Source organism: Streptomyces mesophilus (assembly GCF_011044995.1).
GTDB classification, from domain to species: domain Bacteria; phylum Actinomycetota; class Actinomycetes; order Streptomycetales; family Streptomycetaceae; genus Streptomyces; species Streptomyces mesophilus.
The window spans coordinates 21850-40357 of sequence record NZ_JAAKZW010000044.1 but is presented as its reverse complement, the minus strand read 5'-3'; the positions used below and the strand labels follow the sequence as shown (position 1 = coordinate 40357).

The 18508-nt window shown below is 71.1% G+C and carries 15 protein-coding genes; 12 read left to right on the top strand and 3 right to left on the bottom strand.

Features of this window, described 5'->3' with window-relative positions:
* Positions 1 to 80: 80 nt before the first annotated feature.
* From G6045_RS13925 to G6045_RS13915, 3 genes are all read left to right on the top strand, one after another.
* Positions 81 to 665: a sigma-70 family RNA polymerase sigma factor gene (locus tag G6045_RS13925; RefSeq protein WP_165332245.1), complete on the top strand. Its 585-nt coding sequence runs from the start codon at positions 81 to 83 to the stop codon at positions 663 to 665.
* Positions 662 to 1453, top strand: a complete 792-nt coding sequence (locus G6045_RS13920) for a zf-HC2 domain-containing protein (RefSeq protein WP_328707766.1) — start codon at positions 662 to 664, stop codon at positions 1451 to 1453. The genes G6045_RS13925 and G6045_RS13920 overlap by 4 nt, the downstream gene beginning before the upstream one ends.
* A 143-nt stretch (positions 1454 to 1596) precedes the next feature.
* Entirely contained in the window at positions 1597 to 3918 is a 2322-nt protein-coding gene (locus tag G6045_RS13915; protein ID WP_165332244.1) for a HelD family protein, read from the top strand.
* An 11-nt stretch (positions 3919 to 3929) separates the two neighbouring features.
* On the opposite strand, the gene G6045_RS13910 is transcribed toward G6045_RS13915, so the two are convergent.
* Positions 3930 to 4475, bottom strand: coding sequence for a TetR/AcrR family transcriptional regulator (locus G6045_RS13910; RefSeq protein WP_165332243.1), 546 nt, complete (start codon positions 4473 to 4475; stop codon positions 3930 to 3932).
* 130 nt (positions 4476 to 4605) lie between these two features.
* Between G6045_RS13910 and G6045_RS13905 the strand changes: the two genes are divergently transcribed.
* The 3 genes from G6045_RS13905 to G6045_RS13895 all read left to right on the top strand — a co-directional run bounded on the left by G6045_RS13905 (position 4606) and on the right by G6045_RS13895 (position 8167).
* Positions 4606 to 5652 (top strand): medium chain dehydrogenase/reductase family protein, encoded by a 1047-nt coding sequence (locus tag G6045_RS13905; protein WP_165332242.1) that lies wholly within the window; start codon positions 4606 to 4608, stop codon positions 5650 to 5652.
* Positions 5653 to 6064: 412 nt separating this feature from the next.
* Positions 6065 to 7486, top strand: a complete 1422-nt coding sequence (locus G6045_RS13900; protein WP_165332241.1) for an NAD-dependent malic enzyme — start codon at positions 6065 to 6067, stop codon at positions 7484 to 7486.
* A gap of 399 nt (positions 7487 to 7885) precedes the next feature.
* Complete coding sequence (locus G6045_RS13895; RefSeq protein ID WP_016645140.1) at positions 7886 to 8167, top strand: HU family DNA-binding protein; 282 nt, start codon at positions 7886 to 7888, stop codon at positions 8165 to 8167.
* Between the two features lie 107 nt (positions 8168 to 8274).
* Here G6045_RS13895 and G6045_RS13890 read toward each other — a convergent pair whose 3' ends face one another.
* Both G6045_RS13890 and murA read right to left on the bottom strand, forming a co-directional pair.
* Complete coding sequence (locus tag G6045_RS13890; RefSeq protein ID WP_235967878.1) at positions 8275 to 8910, bottom strand: HAD family hydrolase; 636 nt, start codon at positions 8908 to 8910, stop codon at positions 8275 to 8277.
* Positions 8911 to 8983: 73 nt separating this feature from the next.
* Positions 8984 to 10330, bottom strand: a complete 1347-nt coding sequence (gene murA, locus G6045_RS13885; protein ID WP_165332240.1) for a UDP-N-acetylglucosamine 1-carboxyvinyltransferase — start codon at positions 10328 to 10330, stop codon at positions 8984 to 8986.
* Between the two features lie 269 nt (positions 10331 to 10599).
* Between murA and G6045_RS13880 the strand changes: the two genes are divergently transcribed.
* The 6 genes from G6045_RS13880 to G6045_RS13855 all read left to right on the top strand — a co-directional run bounded on the left by G6045_RS13880 (position 10600) and on the right by G6045_RS13855 (position 18460).
* On the top strand, positions 10600 to 11208 hold the full coding sequence (locus G6045_RS13880; RefSeq protein WP_165332239.1) for a YqgE/AlgH family protein: 609 nt from the start codon (positions 10600 to 10602) through the stop codon (positions 11206 to 11208).
* Positions 11209 to 11282: 74 nt separating this feature from the next.
* On the top strand, positions 11283 to 11579 hold the full coding sequence (locus tag G6045_RS13875; protein ID WP_165332238.1) for a DUF3039 domain-containing protein: 297 nt from the start codon (positions 11283 to 11285) through the stop codon (positions 11577 to 11579).
* Positions 11580 to 11698: 119 nt separating this feature from the next.
* Positions 11699 to 13342 carry a beta-N-acetylhexosaminidase gene (locus tag G6045_RS13870; RefSeq protein WP_165332237.1) on the top strand — a complete coding sequence of 548 codons (1644 nt, stop codon included), beginning with the start codon at positions 11699 to 11701 and terminating at the stop codon, positions 13340 to 13342.
* 359 nt (positions 13343 to 13701) lie between these two features.
* Positions 13702 to 14589: an FAD binding domain-containing protein gene (locus tag G6045_RS13865; protein ID WP_165332236.1), complete on the top strand. Its 888-nt coding sequence runs from the start codon at positions 13702 to 13704 to the stop codon at positions 14587 to 14589.
* Entirely contained in the window at positions 14586 to 16178 is a 1593-nt protein-coding gene (locus tag G6045_RS13860; RefSeq protein ID WP_165332235.1) for a 2Fe-2S iron-sulfur cluster-binding protein, read from the top strand. Before G6045_RS13865 ends, G6045_RS13860 begins: the two co-directional genes overlap by 4 nt.
* Positions 16175 to 18460: a xanthine dehydrogenase family protein molybdopterin-binding subunit gene (locus G6045_RS13855; RefSeq protein WP_328707765.1), complete on the top strand. Its 2286-nt coding sequence runs from the start codon at positions 16175 to 16177 to the stop codon at positions 18458 to 18460. Before G6045_RS13860 ends, G6045_RS13855 begins: the two co-directional genes overlap by 4 nt.
* Positions 18461 to 18508 lie beyond the last annotated feature (48 nt).

The window sequence follows — 18508 nt, the reverse complement described above, 5'->3', positions numbered from 1 at the left end:
CCCCGTAACTCCCCTGTGAGCGAAGCAGTGGGCGAAGCAGCAGGGGCAGCCCCGTCGACCAGGGGACACCGGAGGCAGGCGTGCGCAAGGATTCCGCAGTGGCCGACGAACGACCTCCGCGGGCCAGGCACCGGGTGCCCCCGCCTTCGGAACGACCCACGCCGGACGAGGAGTTGATGCGCGCGCTCTACCGTGAGCACGCGGGTCCGCTGCTCGCCTATGTGCTGCGCCTTGTCGCCGGGGACCGCCAGCGCGCCGAGGACGTGGTGCAGGAGACGCTGATCCGCGCGTGGAAGAACGCCGGGCAGCTCGACCGTGCCACCGGCTCGGTCCGCCCCTGGCTGGTGACGGTCGCGCGGCGTATCGTCATCGACGGACACCGCAGCCGGCAGGCCCGGCCGCAGGAGGTCGACCCGGCTCCACTGGAGGTCATCCCCGCGGAGGATGAGATCGACAAGGCGCTTTGGCTGATGACACTTTCGGACGCGCTCGACGATCTGACCCCCGCGCACCGGGAGGTTCTCGTGGAGACGTATTTCAAGGGACGTACGGTCAATGAAGCGGCCGAGGTGCTCGGAATACCCAGCGGCACCGTCCGTTCCCGGGTGTTCTACGCGCTTCGTTCGATGAAGCTGGCGCTTCAGGAGCGGGGGGTGTCGGCATGAGCGGCTACTACGGGCCCGACACACAGGGCATGCACGGGACACCCGACATCCACGAGACCGTCGGCGCCTACGCGCTCGGCATCCTGGACGACGCCGAGGCCGCCGCCTTCGAGACGCATCTGGTCGGCTGCCCCTACTGCGCGGCCCAGCTGGACGAACTGTCCGGCATGGAGCCGATGCTCGCCGCGCTCGCGGATCTGCCGCAGCAGCCGGTCCGCCAGGTCGGGGACCAGCTCTCCGCGCAGCCCAGCCGGCGACTGCTCGACAACCTGGTCGGTGAGGTCGCCCACAAGCGCGCGCAGAAGCGGCGGCGCGGCTTCTATCTGGTGGCCGCCGCGGCCGCGTTGATCATCGGCGGTCCGCTGACCGTGATCGCCGTCAACGACACGGGCACGACGACCACTCCGCACGCCCACTCGACCAGCCCGGCCGAGGACGCGTTCTTCCACCACATGGACACCAAGCTCACGGCGACCGACGCGACCACCGACGTCACGGCGACCGTCGGGATCGAGAAGAAGGGCTGGGGCACCCACACCGTCCTCGAGCTGAAGAACGTCAAGGGCCCGCTCAAGTGCTCGCTGATCGCGGTCGGCAAGGACGGCGAGGAGGAGACGGTCACCTCCTGGGCCGTGCCCGAGCAGGGTTACGGCATCGAGGGCAGCACGGACAAATGGGCCGGCAAGCCGCTGTACGTGCACGGCGGCGCGGCCCTGAACCCGGACGAGATCGATCATTTCGAGGTTCGTACCTTCGAGGGCAAGAAGCTCGTCGACGTAAAGGCATAGTGCGCACAAGGGTCCCCTTCGATTACGGTGGACGGCTGCTCATATCGAGCAGCAGCACGTAGAAGGGGACCTCGGTGGCCGACGTCAATGCCGCCTCGCCGTCCGGCACGCGAGTGCCTGTCGGTCCGCAGGAGCCGTCAGGCATGCAGGAGCCTTCGGGTACCCGGGAACGCGAGCTCGGTATCGAGCAGCGGCACCTCGACCGGGTCTACGCACGGCTCGAGGAGAAGATCCACGAGGCCGAGTTCCTGATGCAGGACGCCGCCAAGCGCTCCCAGGTGGGCACGCCCGGCGCGCTCGCCGAGCGCGACGCGCAGGTCTACCGCGCGGGCATCCATCTGAACCGGCTGAACAACGAGTTCGAGGACTTCCTCTTCGGCCGGATCGACCTGCTGCTCGGCAAGGACGGCAAGAAGGGCCCGGACGGCGCGTACACCTCGGTCGACCCGGCCGAGGACGCCGTGCGCGAGGACAACACGGCCGATATCGCCGAGACCCTGCACATCGGCCGGATCGGCGTGCTCGACGCGGACTACTCGCCGCTGGTCATCGACTGGCGCGCGCCCGCCGCGGCGCCCTTCTACCGCTCCACGCCGGTGGACCCCGGCCGGGTCGTACGCCGCCGTGTCATCCGCTCCAAGGGCCGCAAGGTGCTCGGCGTCGAGGACGACCTGATGCGCCCCGAACTCGCCGCGTACCTGAACGGCGAGAAGCTCGCGGTCCTCGGCGACGGCGCCCTGATGGCCGCGCTCGGCCAGGCCCGCAGCCACTCGATGCGCGACATCGTGGCCTCCATCCAGGCCGAACAGGACCTGGTCATCCGCGCCCCCGCCGCCTCCGTCACATACGTGGAAGGCGGTCCCGGCACCGGCAAGACGGCCGTCGCGCTGCACCGCGCCGCGTACCTCCTCTACCAGGACCGCCGCCGCTATGCGGGCGGCATCCTGATCGTCTCGCCGACCCCGCTGCTCGTCGCGTACACCGAAGGCGTCCTGCCCTCGCTCGGCGAGGAGGGCCAGGTGGCGATCCGCGCGGTCGGCTCCCTGGTCGACGGTGTGGAGGCGACGCTGTACGACGACCCGGCCGTCGCCCGGGTCAAGGGCGCCTCGCGGATGCTGAACGTGCTGCGCAAGGCGGCCCGCGGGGTGCTCGACACGCCAGCCTCCGGCGGGCAGCTCGCTTTCGACGACGACGCGGTACGGGAAGCGGGCGCCCCCGTCCGCACGGACCTCCTGCGCGTGGTGGCCTTCGGCCGCCGCCTCGAACTGGACGCCGACGACCTGCGCCGTATCCGCCAGATCGCCCTCGGCGGCACCGCCCCCGTCAACCTGCTCCGCCCGCGCGCCCGCAAACTGCTGCTCGACGCGCTGTGGGCCAAGTCGGGCGCCGGGGCCCGGCATACCGACCCGGAGCTCGCGGCCGAACTGCGCTCCTCCTTCGACGACGACATCACCGACGAGGACTCCTTCATCGCGTTCCTCGACGCCTGGTGGCCGGAGCTGACCCCGCGCAAGGTCCTCGAGGCGATGGCGGACGAGCGCCGCCTGGGCCGCTGGGGCCGCCGGGTCCTCAACCCCGGCGAGGTCCGCAAGGTCGCCCGCTCGCTGCGCCGCGACGGCTTCACCGTCCACGACGTGGCGCTGCTCGACGAGCTGAACTCGATCCTCGGCACAGTCGCCCGCCCCAAGCGCAAGCGCGAATTCGACCCGCTCGACCAGCTCAGCGGCCTCGAAGAGCTGATGCCGCAGCGCGAGGAGACCCAGTGGGAGCGGGCCGAGCGCCTTGCCCAGGAGCGGGTCGAGTACGCGCACGTCATCGTCGACGAGGCGCAGGACCTCACCCCGATGCAGTGGCGGATGGTCGGCCGCCGCGGCCGGCACGCGACCTGGACGGTGGTCGGCGACCCGGCGCAGTCCTCGTGGTCGGAGCCGGACGACGCGGCCGCCGCACGCGACGAGGCGCTCGGCACGCGTCCGCGCCGCCGCTTCGAGCTGACCGTCAACTACCGCAATCCGTCCGAGATCGCGGACCTCGCGGCCCGGGTCCTGGCCCTCGCCATGCCGGGCATGCCCTCGCCGAAGGCCGTACGGTCCACGGGCCTCGAGCCGCGTTTCGCGGTGGTACGGGAGGGCCTCGGCGCGACCGTACGGGCGGAGGCGGCCCGGCTGCTCGAACAGGTCGACGGCACCGTCGGCGTGGTCGTCGCGATGCGCCGCCGGGCGGAGGCCCGCAAGTGGCTCGCCGAGCTGGGCGAGCGCGTGGTGGCGCTCGGCTCCCTGGAGGCCAAGGGTCTGGAGTACGACGCGACGGTCGTGGTCTCCCCGGCGGAGATCGCCGACGAGTCCCCGGCCGGACTGCGCGTCCTGTACGTGGCGCTCACGCGCGCGACGCAGCAGCTGACGGTGGTCTCGGCGGCAGGGGACGCACCGGACGCGGCTGGGGTGCCGGACCTGCTGAGGGACTGATTTCCGGTCCCTTAACCCAGCGACTCCACCTCGGACTCGAAGAGGGCAGCCGGGTCCACCGGCATCCCTGAGAAGTGGCCTGCCAGCTCCAGCGAGAGCAACCCGTGCAGCCGGGTCCAGGCGCGCAGAGCACGGGACTGCGCATCGGGACCCGCCTTCGCGCACGCCGCGACCAGGCGGTCCATGATCCGTCGCGCCGTCTCGCGGGTGTCCTCCGGCGCGTGGTACCCGGGCACCGGCGTCCCGTACATCAGGAAGTACCGCTGGCGGTCGGCCAGTGCCCACGCCCTCAGCGCCCCGGCAAGGGCGGCCACGTCGGCCTCGCCCACGGCGGCGACCGCCGTCTCCAGCGACCCGTACCCCTCCCGGATCAGCTCGGTGATCAGCTCGTCGCGTGAGGCGAAGTACCGGTAGAGCGCCGGGCCCGTCATGCCCAGCTGCTTGGCGATCGCGTTCAGCGACAGGCCGGGCGCCCCCGATGCGGCGATCTGCTCCCAGGCCTTCTCCATGGCCTCGGCCCGTACTTGCGCCCGGTAGCGCTCCCGCGGTGTCGTCATGCGTTAGACCCTATCACTGAAGTTATTGACTCCAGCGCTTCGAATGGGTTACAACATATAACGAAAGCTAGAGCGGCTTCCGAGTTCGCTGAGTCATCAGCGCAGACGTGATCAAGAAGGCGGGCACCCCATGAACACCGCAGACACCACGCAGCGGCAGCTCACCGAGATCGTCCTCCCGGGCAAGGTCGAGCCCGAAGGGCTTCGGCTCCGCCGCCGTCCGGTCCCCGCGCCCGGCCCGGGCCAGGTCCTCGTCGCGGTCGAGGCCACCGGCGTCTCCTTCGCCGAACAGCAGATGCGCCGCGGCCGGTACTTCGACCAGCCGGCGTTCCCCTTCGTGCCCGGCTACGACCTCGTGGGCCGCGTGACGGCCGTCGGATCCGGTGGACCGCACGGGCTCGAAGGGCAGCGGATCGCCGCCCTCACCAAGATCGGCGCCTGGTCCAGCCATGTCGTCCTCGACGCCGAGGACGTCGTCCCCGTACCGGACGGCCTGAGCGCCACCGAGGCCGAGACCGCCGTCCTGAACGGGATCACCGCCTGGCAGATGCTGCACCGCAAGGCCCGGGTGCGCAGGGGGCGGACGGTCCTCGTGCACGGCGCCAACGGCGGCGTCGGCACGCTGCTCGTCCAGCTGGCCCGCGCTTCAGGCGTACGGGTCATCGGCACCGCCTCCGCCCGCCACCACGACGCCCTGCGCGCCCAGGGCGTGGAGCTGGTCGACTACCGCACCGAGGACGTCCCGGCCCGCGTCCGCGAGCTCGCACCCGGCGGAGTGGACGCCGTCTTCGACCACGTTGGTGGCCGGAGCGTCGTGGACTCCTGGAAGCTGCTCGCGCGCGGCGGCACGCTCGTCGCGTACGGGAGCGCTGCGACCCTCGACGACGAGGGGCCCAAGATGCGGCCTTTCCTGAAGCTCCTCGGCCAGGTGTGGCTCTGGCAGGCGCTGCCCAACGGCCGGCGGGCGTACTTCTACAACGTCTGGGCCGGAAAGGCCTTCTCCAAGAAGGGCTTCCGGCGTCGGCTGCACGCGGATCTGGCCCAGGTGCTCGAGGCGCTGCGGCGCGGCGAGATCAGTGCCACGGTCGCCGCCGAACTCCCGCTCTCCGAGGCCGCCGGCGCCCTGCGCCTGGCCGAGTCCCGCGCCGTGGCCGGCAAGATCGTCCTGGTGCCCTGAGCCATCCGCGTATGGACCGGAACGTATCTGCTGGTACGGGAATTGCCTTGCGGGGATCGTTTGTTACCTTGGATGTGGCACCGGCTCGATCCAAGCCCCCGGGCCCAACCTTCGTCGCTACGAGCGACCACTTGCCGCGAGGCGAGCATGGCGGGTCGGTGTCATTGAGCTTCACAGAGGTCCACGCCCTTCGGGGCGTGGACCTTTTTGTATGTAGCCACAGAGTCGATACGTGCCCCCTGAAAGGGCTTCCGCGCCGCCCCGCGCTTCTCGTATGGTGGAAGTGGTTTTCCGAAATTGCACCCTCTCCACGAGCAAAACGTTCTAAACCCGGGACGGCTACCTCGTACCGGCAGGTAGGTGCGACGATCGGATGACGCACGCGATGTACAGGTGAAAGAGAGAAGTCGGCATGGCAACGGCGCCCAGCGTCTCCTACTCGATGACGGTCCGACTCGAGGTGCCCGCGAGCGGAACCGCCGTCTCGCAGCTCACCACGGCCGTCGAATCCTCCGGTGGCTCCGTCACCGGCCTGGACGTGACCGCTTCGGGCCACGAGAAGCTCCGGATCGACGTCACCATCGCGGCGACCTCCACCGCGCACGCCGACGAGATCGTCGAGGAGCTGCGCGGCATCGAGGGCGTCACCCTCGGCAAGGTCTCGGACCGTACGTTCCTGATGCACCTCGGCGGCAAGATCGAGATGCAGTCGAAGCACCCCATCCGCAACCGTGACGATCTCTCGATGATCTACACGCCGGGTGTGGCGCGCGTCTGCATGGCGATCGCCGAGAACCCCGAGGACGCCCGGCGCCTGACCATCAAGCGCAACACCGTTGCGGTCGTGACGGACGGCTCCGCCGTCCTCGGCCTCGGCAACATCGGCCCGATGGCCGCCATGCCGGTCATGGAGGGCAAGGCCGCCCTCTTCAAGCGCTTCGCCGACATCGATGCCTGGCCGATCTGCCTGGACACCCAGGACACCGACGAGATCGTCCAGATCGTCAAGGCGATCGCCCCCGGCTTCGCGGGCATCAACCTCGAGGACATCTCCGCGCCGCGCTGCTTCGAGATCGAGGCCCGCCTGCGCGAGGCCCTGGACATCCCGGTCTTCCACGACGACCAGCACGGCACCGCCATCGTGGTGCTCGCCGCCCTGACCAACGCCCTTCGTGTGGTGGGCAAGTCGATCGGCGACGTGCGCGTGGTCATGTCGGGCGCGGGCGCCGCGGGCACCGCGATCCTCAAGCTCCTTCTCGCGGCCGGCGTCAAGCACGCCGTCGTCGCCGACATCCACGGTGTGGTGCACGCGGACCGCGCCGACCTGGTCGACGCCGCCGCCGACTCGCCGCTGCGCTGGATCGCCGACAACACCAACCCCGAGGGCGTCACCGGCACGCTCAAGGAAGCGGTCGCCGGCTCGGACGTCTTCATCGGTGTCTCCGCGCCCAACGTCCTTGACGGCAACGACGTCGCCGCCATGGCGGACGACGCGATCGTGTTCGCGCTTGCGAACCCGGACCCCGAGGTCGACCCGTCAATCGCCCGGCAGACCGCGGGAGTTGTCGCCACCGGCCGCTCGGACTTCCCCAACCAGATCAACAACGTACTGGTGTTCCCGGGTGTGTTCCGCGGTCTGCTCGACGCCCAGTCCCGCACCGTCAACACGGAGATGATGCTCGCGGCGGCGACGGCGCTTGCCGATGTGGTGTCGGAGGACGAGCTGAACCCGAACTACATCATCCCCAGCGTCTTCAACGACAAGGTCGCGGGCGCGGTGGCCGGTGCGGTGCGCAACGCGGCGAAGGCGGCGGGCGCGGCCCCCTCGGCCTGATGTGACCCGAACCACGGCCTGAATGGCGGCGCGTCGTGGAACGCGACGTACACGGAGTCGCTCTAGGGTTGCGGCGGAAACCACGCCCTCATGCCCTGCGGTGCTTCGCCGGGAGCCGACGGAGCGTCACCATTTCGGGGCATGTTGCCTACGATGGGCGCTTTTCGTGTGACTGCGCTACCCATAACGGGGCGGCGGATTGGCTTTCCCGCCGGAGGTGGGGGCAGGATGCTTCCCCAAGGGCTTAGTCCGAGGGGCACCCCCACGGGCGCGAGGGTCCGGCTGGCGGACCCGGGTCACGGGACCGCCGAGGGCCCTGGCAGCATCGGCTTCGCTGTGCCCGACAGGCTTTGCCGCGTGGCACCGCCTCAACAGCAAGAAGAACACGGGAGTAACAACATGAACCGCAGTGAGCTGGTGGCCGCGCTGGCCGACCGCGCCGAGGTGACTCGCAAGGACGCCGACGCCGTGCTGGCCGCGTTCGCCGAGACCGTCGGCGAGATCGTCGCCAAGGGCGACGAGAAGGTCACCATCCCCGGCTTCCTCACCTTCGAGCGCACCCACCGTGCCGCTCGTACTGCCCGCAACCCGCAGACCGGTGAGCCGATCAACATCCCCGCCGGCTACAGCGTGAAGGTTTCCGCGGGCTCGAAGCTCAAGGAAGCGGCCAAGGGTAAGTAAGTCCTTGTCTCGCGAAGGGGCCACCGGACCTGTTCCGGTGGCCCCTTCGGCGTTCCATCCCTCTGTGTCCCCCCGTATGCCAGGCATTTGGGTGTCCAGAAGGGTGCCTAGAAGGTGACCTCCGTCAGGGACCGTACGAAGGTCGTGCGGGGGCTCTCGGGGATGCCCGGGACGGTGGGGACGGCCAGCAGGCGGCAGCCGGCCGCGAGGGCCGCCGACGCGCCTGTCGGGGTGTCCTCCACCGCGAGGCAGGAGGCCGGTTCGACGCCCAGTGCCGCGGCGGCGTTCAAGTACGGGTCCGGGAACGGCTTCCCGCGCGCGGACTCGCCCTCCGCGAAGGACGCGTCGAAGCGGTGGCGGCCGAGGGTCGCCAGGACCAGGTCCGCCACATGGCGCTCCGAGGAGGTCACAAGGGTGGTGGGGACGCCCAGTTCCCGCGCCCGGTCCAGCAGGGCGAGCGCGCCCGGCTGCACCGTCACACCGGCCGCCACGGCCTCCGTGAAGGCCTTGTCCAGCGTTTGGGCCACTTCTTCCCGCGGGCGCGCGGTGAGTTGATCCCGTACGAGGAGATCCGCGGCGACCGCGATCGTCGCGCCCGCGAACGGGGCGAGCAGGGACGCGGGGGCCGGCCTGTCCTCGGCGGCGAGGAATTCCCGTACGACATCGAGCCAGGCGTGCTCGGTGTCCACGAGGGTGCCGTCCATGTCGCACAGGAGGGCTGCGGGGCGGGGAAGCGTGACCAAGGGGGACCTCCACAACGAAACCGGGGCGGCGCCAACTGAGTGGCGCCGCCCCGGAAACGTACAAGCAGAAGATCTAGACGAGCGCACCGCCCGGCAGTTCGACCTTCGCGCCGAGCTCCATGAGCTTCTCCATGAAGTTCTCGTAGCCGCGGTTGATCAGGTCGATGCCGTGCACGCGGGAGGTGCCCTGCGCGGCGAGCGCCGCGATCAGGTACGAGAAGCCGCCGCGCAGGTCGGGGATCACGAGGTCCGCGCCCTGGAGTTTCGTCGGGCCCGAAACCACCGCGGAGTGCAGGAAGTTGCGCTGCCCGAAGCGGCAGTCGGAGCCGCCGAGGCACTCGCGGTAGAGCTGGATGTGCGCGCCCATCTGGTTCAGCGCCTCGGTGAAGCCGAGCCGCGACTCGTACACCGTCTCGTGGACGATGGACAGGCCCGCGGCCTGCGTGAGCGCGACGACCAGCGGCTGCTGCCAGTCGGTCTGGAAGCCCGGGTGGACATCCGTCTCCAGCGCTATGGCCTTGAGCGCGCCGCCGGGGTGCCAGAAGCGGATGCCCTCGTCGTCGATCTCGAAGGCGCCGCCGACCTTCCGGTACGTGTTGAGGAAGGTCATCATCGTGCGCTGCTGTGCGCCGCGCACGTAGATGTTGCCCTCGGTCGCCAGCGCGGCCGACGCCCAGGACGCGGCCTCCAGACGGTCGGAGAGCGCCTTGTGGTTGTAGCCGCCGAGGCGGTCGACACCGGTGACCCGGATGGTCCGGTCGGTGTCCATCGCGATGATCGCGCCCATCTTCTGCAGGACGCAGATGAGGTCCTCGATCTCCGGTTCCACGGCCGCGTTGGAGAGTTCGGTGACGCCTTCGGCCAGTACGGCGGTCAGGAGCACCTGCTCGGTCGCGCCCACGGACGGGTAGGGCAGCGAGATCTTGCAGCCGCGCAGCCGCTGCGGTGCCTCCAGGTACTGGCCGTCGGCGCGCTTCTCGATGGTCGCGCCGAACTGGCGGAGCACCTCGAAGTGGAAGTCGATCGGCCGGCCGCCGATGTCGCAGCCGCCGAGGCCCGGGATGAACGCGTGGCCGAGGCGGTGCAGAAGGGGGCCGCAGAGCAGGATCGGGATACGGGAGGAACCGGCGTGCGCGTCGATGTCCGCGACGTTCGCGCTCTCGACGTGCGAGGGGTCCATCACGAGTTCGCCCGGCTCGTCGCCGGGGCGGACGGTCACACCGTGCAGCTGCAGCAGGCCACGCACCACGCGGACATCGCGGATGTCGGGCACGTTGCGCAGCCGGCTCGGCTCGTGGCCGAGCAGCGCGGCGACCATCGCCTTGGGCACGAGGTTCTTAGCTCCGCGGACACGGATCTCGCCCTCGAGCGGGGTGCCGCCGTGGACAAGGAGTACGTCGTCGGTGCCGTTGACGGTCATGTATCTCGCGTTCCGATGAGTCGGGCAGGGGGGTCCGAAGGTGCAAGCGTAATGGCCGTGCACCCCTGTTCCGGAAGCCCGAAGGGGCTTCAGAACCGTCATGAGTTCGCCACAATACGAGCGGTTGCTTCGCAGTTGCGTACGGTCACCGGATCGCGGACCGGCGTGTGAGGGTGCCCGATCGGCGCGGCGCCCCGCTCACCACCGGATATGGGGCTGTGACGTCCGTGTCTGTCCACCGCGGCCGAATATGCGGGATCATGTCGACCATGACCGAGGTGTCCTCGCTCACAGGGCGGTTGCTCGTGGCCACCCCCGCCCTGGCGGACCCGAACTTCGACCGCGCGGTCGTCCTCCTGCTCGACCACGACGAGAAGGGTTCGCTCGGCGTGGTCCTCAACCGGCCCACGCCGGTGGGTGTCGGCGACGTGCTCGACGGCTGGGCGGAGCTCGCCGGTGAGCCCGGTGTCGTCTTCCAGGGCGGACCCGTCTCGCTCGACTCGGCGCTCGGCGTGGCCGTCATCCCCGGTGATTCCACGGAGCGGGCGCCTTCCCCAAGCTCTCGGCTTCGCTCGAGCAGGGGAGACCCCATTGGCTGGCGCCGGGTGCACGGGGCGATCGGGCTCGTGGACCTGGAGGCCCCGCCGGAACTGCTCGCGGCCGCGCTCGGCTCGCTGCGGATCTTCGCCGGGTATTCGGGCTGGGGCCCGGGCCAGCTGGAGGACGAGCTGGCCGACGGCGCCTGGTACGTGGTGGAGTCCGAGCCCGGGGACGTCTCCTCGCCGGTGCCGGAGAACCTGTGGCGCGCGGTGCTGCGGCGCCAGCGCAGCGAGTTGGCGATGATCGCGACATATCCGGACGATCCCTCTCTTAACTGAAGGGGGCGTCCTTCGTGTGCCGTACGGGCCGACGCCCGGCCGCCTTTGCCCTGAGCCTTCGGTAGCCTTTGGATATGAGCACTCTCGAGCCCGAGCGCGGCACAGGTACGGGGACCCTCGTAGAACCGACACCCCAGGTGTCGCACGGCGACGGTGACCATGAGCGCTATGCCCACTACGTCCAGAAGGACAAGATCATGGCGAGCGCGCTCGACGGCACCCCCGTCGTCGCGCTCTGCGGCAAGGTCTGGGTACCGGGCCGCGACCCGAAGAAGTATCCGGTGTGCCCCCTGTGCAAGGAGATCTACGAGTCCATGGGGGACAGCGGCGGCAAGGACGGCAAGGACGGCAAGGGCGGCGGCAAGAAGTAGCCCGCCCGCTCCGTCGGGCAGTACGGCGGTACGGCTCCGGTGTGTGCTCGGGCGCGCGCCGGGGCCGGTTCTTTTTTCAGCCTCGTTGTATATGCCACCTACGTGACAGGGTCGTGACCATGACGACTCCTGACGAACTGCCGCCCCTCGTACCGCTTCCGCGTACCTACGAGTCGACCGCCGGCGGCACGTATCCGCTCGGCGCCGCATCCACCCTGTGCGCCGGCCCCGGCACCCAGGGTGTCGGGCGCTGGCTGCGCGCCACGGTCGGGGCGGCCACCGGTCTGCCGCTCGACCCCGGGCCGGAGCGCGGCGGCATCGCGCTGCACATCGATGCCGAACTGGCCCCCGAGGCCTATCGCTTGACCGTGCACGCCGGCAGCGGCGTACGGATCGAGGGCGGCAGCGCGGCCGGGGTGTTCTGGGGTGCGCAGACCCTGCGGCAGCTGCTCGGGCCCGAGGCGTTCCGGCGCGCGCCCGTCGCCGGGCGCGCGGAGTGGGGGATACCGGAGGTCCTCGTCGAGGACGCACCCCGCTTCGGCTGGCGCGGCATGATGCTCGACGTGGCACGGCACTTCATGCCCAAGGACGGCGTGCTGAGGTACCTCGACCTCATGGCCGCGCACAAGCTCAACGTCTTCCACTTCCATCTCACCGACGACCAGGGCTGGCGCGTCGAGATCGAGCGCCACCCGCGCCTGACCGAGGTCGGCTCGTGGCGCTCGCGCACCAAGTACGGGCATCGCGCGTCGCCGCTGTGGGAGGACAAGCCGCACGGCGGGTTCTACACGCAGGACGACATCCGCGAGATCGTCGCGTACGCGCGGGAGCGGCACATCCGGATCGTGCCCGAGATCGACATCCCCGGGCACTCGCAGGCCGCGATCGCCGCGTATCCCGAACTCGGCAACCGCGACGTCGTGGACACCGCGGCGCTGGACGTCTGGGACAACTGGGGCGTCAGTCCGCATGTGCTCGCGCCGTCCGAGGGTGTGCTGCGGTTCTACGAAGGGGTCTTCGAGGAACTGCTCGGGCTCTTCCCCGAGGACGTGTCGCCCTTCGTGCACATCGGTGGCGACGAGTGCCTCAAGGAGCAGTGGAAGCAGTCCGCTTTCGCGCAGGAGCGGATGCGGGAGCTGGGGCTCAAGGACGAGGACGAACTGCAGTCCTGGTTCATCCGGCACTTCGACCGGTGGCTCGCGCAAAGGGGCCGGCGGCTCATCGGCTGGGACGAGATCCTCGAAGGCGGGCTCGCCGAGGGCGCGGCGGTGTCCAGCTGGCGCGGGTACGCGGGCGGGATCGCGGCCGCGCAGGCCGGACACGATGTCGTCATGTGCCCCGAGCAGCAGGTGTACTTGGACCACCGGCAGGACGGCGGCGCGGACGAGCCGGTGCCGATCGGGTACGTACGGACGCTCGAGGATGTGTACCGCTTCGAGCCTCTGCCGCCGCAGCTGTCCGCCGACGAGGCCGCGCATGTGCTCGGGACGCAGGCGAATCTGTGGACCGAGGTCATGGAGAGCCCGGCGCGCGTCGACTACCAGGCGTTTCCCCGGCTTTCGGCCTTCGCCGAGGTGGCCTGGAGTGAGCTCGGGCCGTCCGGTGAACGCGACTTCGCCGGGTTCGAGCGGCGAATGACCGCGCACTACGCCCGACTTGAGGCGCTCGGCGTCGATTTCCGGCCGCCCGGTGGCCCGTTGCCGTGGCAGCGGCGGCCCGGTGTGCTCGGACGCCCGATCGAGGGGGCGCCCCCAAACGTGTGAGGTGTGCACGACCCATGTGCCCCGGGGGTGCGGCCCTGGGAGCGTGGGCGTCCGGTGGCAGACGCGCGCCGTGAACGGCAAGAAGTGCTGGTCGGCAATGGCGCCTGAAATCCGGGCATTACGTGAATTCCCGTGCGAAAGGGTCCTAGTGGACCCCACCGTCGGCGGGTACGGAAGATGTGCCAGAGTTGCCACGTCCGGCCTGTGAGCACGTACCGTACGGCGCAGCAGACACACCACGGCCTCACAGGCCCTGTCTTGAATGTCCCGTCTGCCGTGCGACGCCCGGCCGCCCTTCGGGCGAACGACGGGACACTCAAGACAGGACCTGAGCCGGGCACGGGAAGGGGCAGCCGGTCTTGACCACGCACGCACCGCAGGTGGCGCAGTCCGTGACGTTGCCGACCTCGCTCGACGAGGCGGTCGCGGCACTCTCCGCCATGCCCGCCGCCGTGCCCGTGGCCGGCGGCACCGATCTGATGGCCTCGGTGAACAAGGGGCAGCTACGACCCGCCGGTCTGGTCGGGCTCGGGAAGATCAACGAGATCCGCGGCTGGCAGTACCAGGACGGCCACGCGCTGCTCGGCGCGGGCCTCACCCACGCCCGCATGGGCCGCCCCGACTTCGCCGCCCTGATCCCCGCGCTCGCCGCCGCCGCCCGCGCGGCCGGGCCGCCCACGATCCGTAACGCCGGGACGCTCGGCGGCAATATCGCCACCGCCGCCCCGACCGGTGACTCGCTGCCCGTGCTCGCCGCGCTCGAGGCCGACCTGATCGTCGCGGGGCCCGGCGGTGCCCGCCGTGAGGTGCCCGTCTCGCATCTGCTGGCCGGGATGGAGCGGCTGCGCGGCGGTGAACTCATCGGCTACGTACGGATTCCGCTCCTGCACGCCCCGCAGGTCTACCTGAAGGCGACCGGCCGCACCGGCCCCGGACGCGCCCTCGCCTCGGTCGCCCTCGTGCTCGACCCCGCGCGCCGCGGGGTGCGGTGCGCGGTGGGTGCGGTCGCGCCGATGCCGCTGCGTCCGCTCGAGGCCGAGCGCTGGGTCGCCTCCCTGATCGAATGGGACGCCGACCGTGCGCTGGCGCCCGAGGCGCTGCACGCCTTCGGCGACTATGTCGCCGCGGCCTGCATCCCCGACCAGGCGCCGGACGGCACCCCGCAGGAGCTGCCGCCCGCCGTCCAGCAGCTCAGGCGCACGGTTTCCGTTCTTGCGCGGCGGGCACTGGGGAGGGCGCTGGCATGAGCGGTACGGAAGGCAACGGCGCTCCCGGTTACGGGGACGGGTCTCCCGGTTACGGGGACGGGTACGGAAGCGGCGGACAGGTGAGCAACGGGCAGCAGGGCGAGGGCTCGTACGTGAACGATGTGAACGGTTCGTACGGGAACGATGTGAACGGTTCGTACGGGAACGATGCCAACGGTTCGTACGGGCACGGTGGCTGGCAGCCCACGAGCCAGGGCGAGTACGACGGTGACGCGACGGCCTTCGTCGCGCTGCCCGAGGGCTTCGCGGACGCGCCGCTCGCGGCGCCCGGCGGCAGCTTCGTACCGCCGCAGATCTCGGTCGTGCCCGGCGCCGCCGCCGATCCGGCGGCCACCGGGACCTTCGTGATCCCTGCGCTGGTACCGCAGATGGGTCCGGAGCCCGCCGCTGCCGCTCAGTCCGAGCCCGCCCCCGCGCCCGTCCAGTGGCCCGAGCCGAATGCGCCCCAGGAGCCCGCGCCGCAGCATGAGGCGGGCATGACCGGGCAGTGGTCGTTCACGGAGGCGGCCGCCCAGGCGGCGCCCGAGCCCGGGCTGCCGCAGGTCACCGGGCCGTCGCAGGTCACCGGGCAGTGGTCGATTCCGCTGGCCCAGGGTGATCTTCCGGACGAATCGGGCGAGTTCACCTCTTCCTCGCTGGTCGACCAGTGGGCGGACCGTGCACCGGCGACCCTGCCGGGCGGTGCTGCGGCGCCGTGGGCGCAGGCCGTGCCGCAGGACGCTCCGCAGCCCGCTCCGCAGCCCGCGCCGCGGGACGCCTCGCAGAACGGTGAGCCGGCTGCGCCGGTCGAGCCCGCCGCCCCCGAAGCGGCGCCGGCCGCGCAGCAGCCCGCGGAAGCCGACGTACCGCAGCAGGACGCGCAGCAAGACGCACCGCCGGAACCCGCCGCCGACGAGCCGTCCGCGCAGGATGCCGCCGAGGCAGCCCCGGACGGCGACGGGCAGCCGGACGGATCCGAACCCGCCGCCCCTGTCTCCGCCTTCGGCGACGAACACCCCCTCTCCTCCTACGTGCTGCGCGTGAACGGCGCCGACCGCCCCGTCACCGACGCATGGATCGGCGAATCGCTGCTCTACGTGCTGCGCGAGCGCCTCGGCCTCGCCGGCGCCAAGGACGGCTGCTCGCAGGGCGAATGCGGTGCGTGCGCGGTGCAGGTCGACGGCCGCCTCGTGGCCTCCTGCCTCGTGCCCGCCGCGACGGCAGCGGGCAGTGAAGTACGTACCGTCGAGGGCCTCGCCGACGAAGGGCAGCCCTCCGACGTGCAGCGGGCGCTCGCCGCGAGCTGCGCCGTGCAGTGCGGCTTCTGCGTACCGGGTATGGCGATGACCGTGCACGACCTGCTCGAAGGCAATCCGCAGCCGAGCGAACGCGAGGCCCGCCAGGCGCTGTGCGGCAACCTGTGCCGCTGCTCCGGCTACAAGGGCGTACTCGAAGCGGTCAAGGACGTCGTCGCCGAGCGGCAGTCGGCCGTGCCCGAGGACGAAACCGACGACCAGGCACGCATCCCGCACCAGGCACCCCCGGGCGCCGGTGGCGTCACCTACTCGCAGGGCGGAGGCCGGGCGTGAGCAACGAGACGGTCACCGCACCCGCCGCCGAGGAGAAGCAGCACGGCATCGGTGCCTCGCTGCCGCCCGCGGACGCGCGTGCGAAGACGGAGGGCACGTTCCCGTACGCCTCCGATCTGTGGGCCGAGGGCCTGCTGTGGGCCGCGCTCCTGCGCTCCCCGCACCCCCACGCCCGTATCACCTCCATCGACACCTCCGGCGCCGAGCAGATGCCGGGCGTGCACGCGGTCGTCACGCACGCCGATGTGCCCGGTGACGCGGCGCACGGCCGGCGGATCGCCGACCGTCCGGTCTTCGCCTCCGAGCTCGTACGCCACCACGGCGAGCCCATCGCCGCCGTGGCCGCGGACCACCCGGACACCGCACGCATGGCCGCCGCCGCGATCGTCGTCGAGTACGAGGTGCTCGAACCGGTCACGGACCCGGAACAGGCCTTCGCCGCCGAGCCGTTGCACCCCGACGGCAATCTGATCCGGCACATCCCGCTGCAGTACGGGGACGCCGAGGCGACCGGCGAGGTGATCGTCGAGGGCCTCTACCGCATCGGCCGCCAGGACCCCGCGCCCATCGGCGCCGAGGCGGGCCTCGCGGTACCGCGCCCGGACGGTGGCGTCGAGCTCTACGTCGCCTCCACCGACCCGCACTCGGACCGCGATCTGGCCGCCGCCTGCTACGGCCTGGAGCCCGACCGCGTGAAGGTCGTCGTCACCGGCGTGCCCGGCGCGACCGCCGACCGCGAGGACCCCGGCTTCCAACTCCCGCTCGGGCTGCTCGCGTTGAAGACCGGCTGCCCGGTCAAGCTCACCGCGACCCGCGAGGAGTCCTTCCTCGGCCACGCCCACCGGCACCCGACGCTCCTGCGCTACCGCCACCACGCGGACGCCGAGGGCCGTCTGGTCAAGGTCGAGGCGCAGATCCTGCTCGACGCGGGCGCCTACGCGGACGCGTCCTCCGAATCGCTCGCGGCGGCCGTCGCCTTCGCCTGCGGTCCGTACGTCGTGCCGCACGCCTTCATCGAGGGCTGGGCGGTGCGCACCAACAACCCGCCCTCCGGACACGTACGGGGTGAGGGCGCGCTCCAGGTCTGCGCCGCGTACGAGGCGCAGATGGACAAGCTGGCCGCGAAGCTGGGCGTGGACCCGGCGGAGCTGCGGCTGCGCAACGTGATGGCCACGGGCGACATCCTGCCCACAGGGCAGACGGTGACCTGCCCTGCCCCTGCCGCCGAACTCCTGCGCGCCGTAAGGGACTTCGACCTGCCTCCGCTCCCCAAGGACACCCCGGAAGAGGAGTGGATCCTCCCCGGCGGCCCCGAAGGCGCGGGCGAGCCGGGCGCGGTGCGCCGTGGCGTCGGCTATGCGCTCGGCATGGTGCACATGCTGGGCGCGGAAGGCGCCGACGAGGTCTCGACCGCGACCGTGAAGGTCCAGGACGGCGTCGCGACCGTCATCTGCGCGGCCGTGGAGACCGGCCAGGGCTTCTCCACCCTCGCGCGCCAGATCGTCCAGGAGACCCTGGGCATCGAGGAAGTCCACGTCGCCGCCGTCGACACCGACCAGCCCCCCGCGGGCGCGGGTTGCCGCAGCCGTCATACGTGGGTCTCCGGCGGAGCCGTCGAACGCGCCGCGAAGATGGTGCGCACCCAGCTTCTGCAGCCCCTGGCCGCCAAGTTCGGCATGTCCACGGAGCTGCTCCAGATCGCCGATGGCAAGATCACCTCGTACGACGGCGTCCTCTCCACGACCGTCACCGAGGCGATGGACGGCAAGGAACTCTGGGCCACCGCCCAGTGCCGCCCGCACCCGACGGAGCCGCTGGACGAGACGGGCCAGGGCGACGCCTTCGTGGGGCTCGCGTTCTGTGCGATCCGCGCCGTGGTCGACGTGGACGTGGAGCTCGGCTCCATCCGTGTCGTCGAGCTCGCCGTGGCCCAGGACGTCGGCCGTGTCCTCAACCCCGCCCAGCTGGCGGCCCGGATCGAAGCGGGCGTGACCCAGGGCGTCGGCGCGGCGCTGACGGAGAACCTCCGCACCCCGCGCGGCGTGGTCCGCCACCCGGACCTGACGGGCTACGCACTGCCGACCGCCCTGGACGCGCCCGATATCCGTATCGTCAAGCTCGTCGAGGAGCGCGACGTGGTGGCCCCCTTCGGCGCCAAGGCCGCCTCGGCGGTCCCGGTCGTCACGGCCCCCGCCGCGGTGGCGGGAGCAGTCCGCGCCGCAACGGGCCGCCCGGTAAACCGCCTCCCGATCCGCCCCCAGGCGGCGGTGGTCTCCCCCTGACGAAAAGGGGACCATCTGTCGCGCACATAACGGGCAACTCGCCCATGC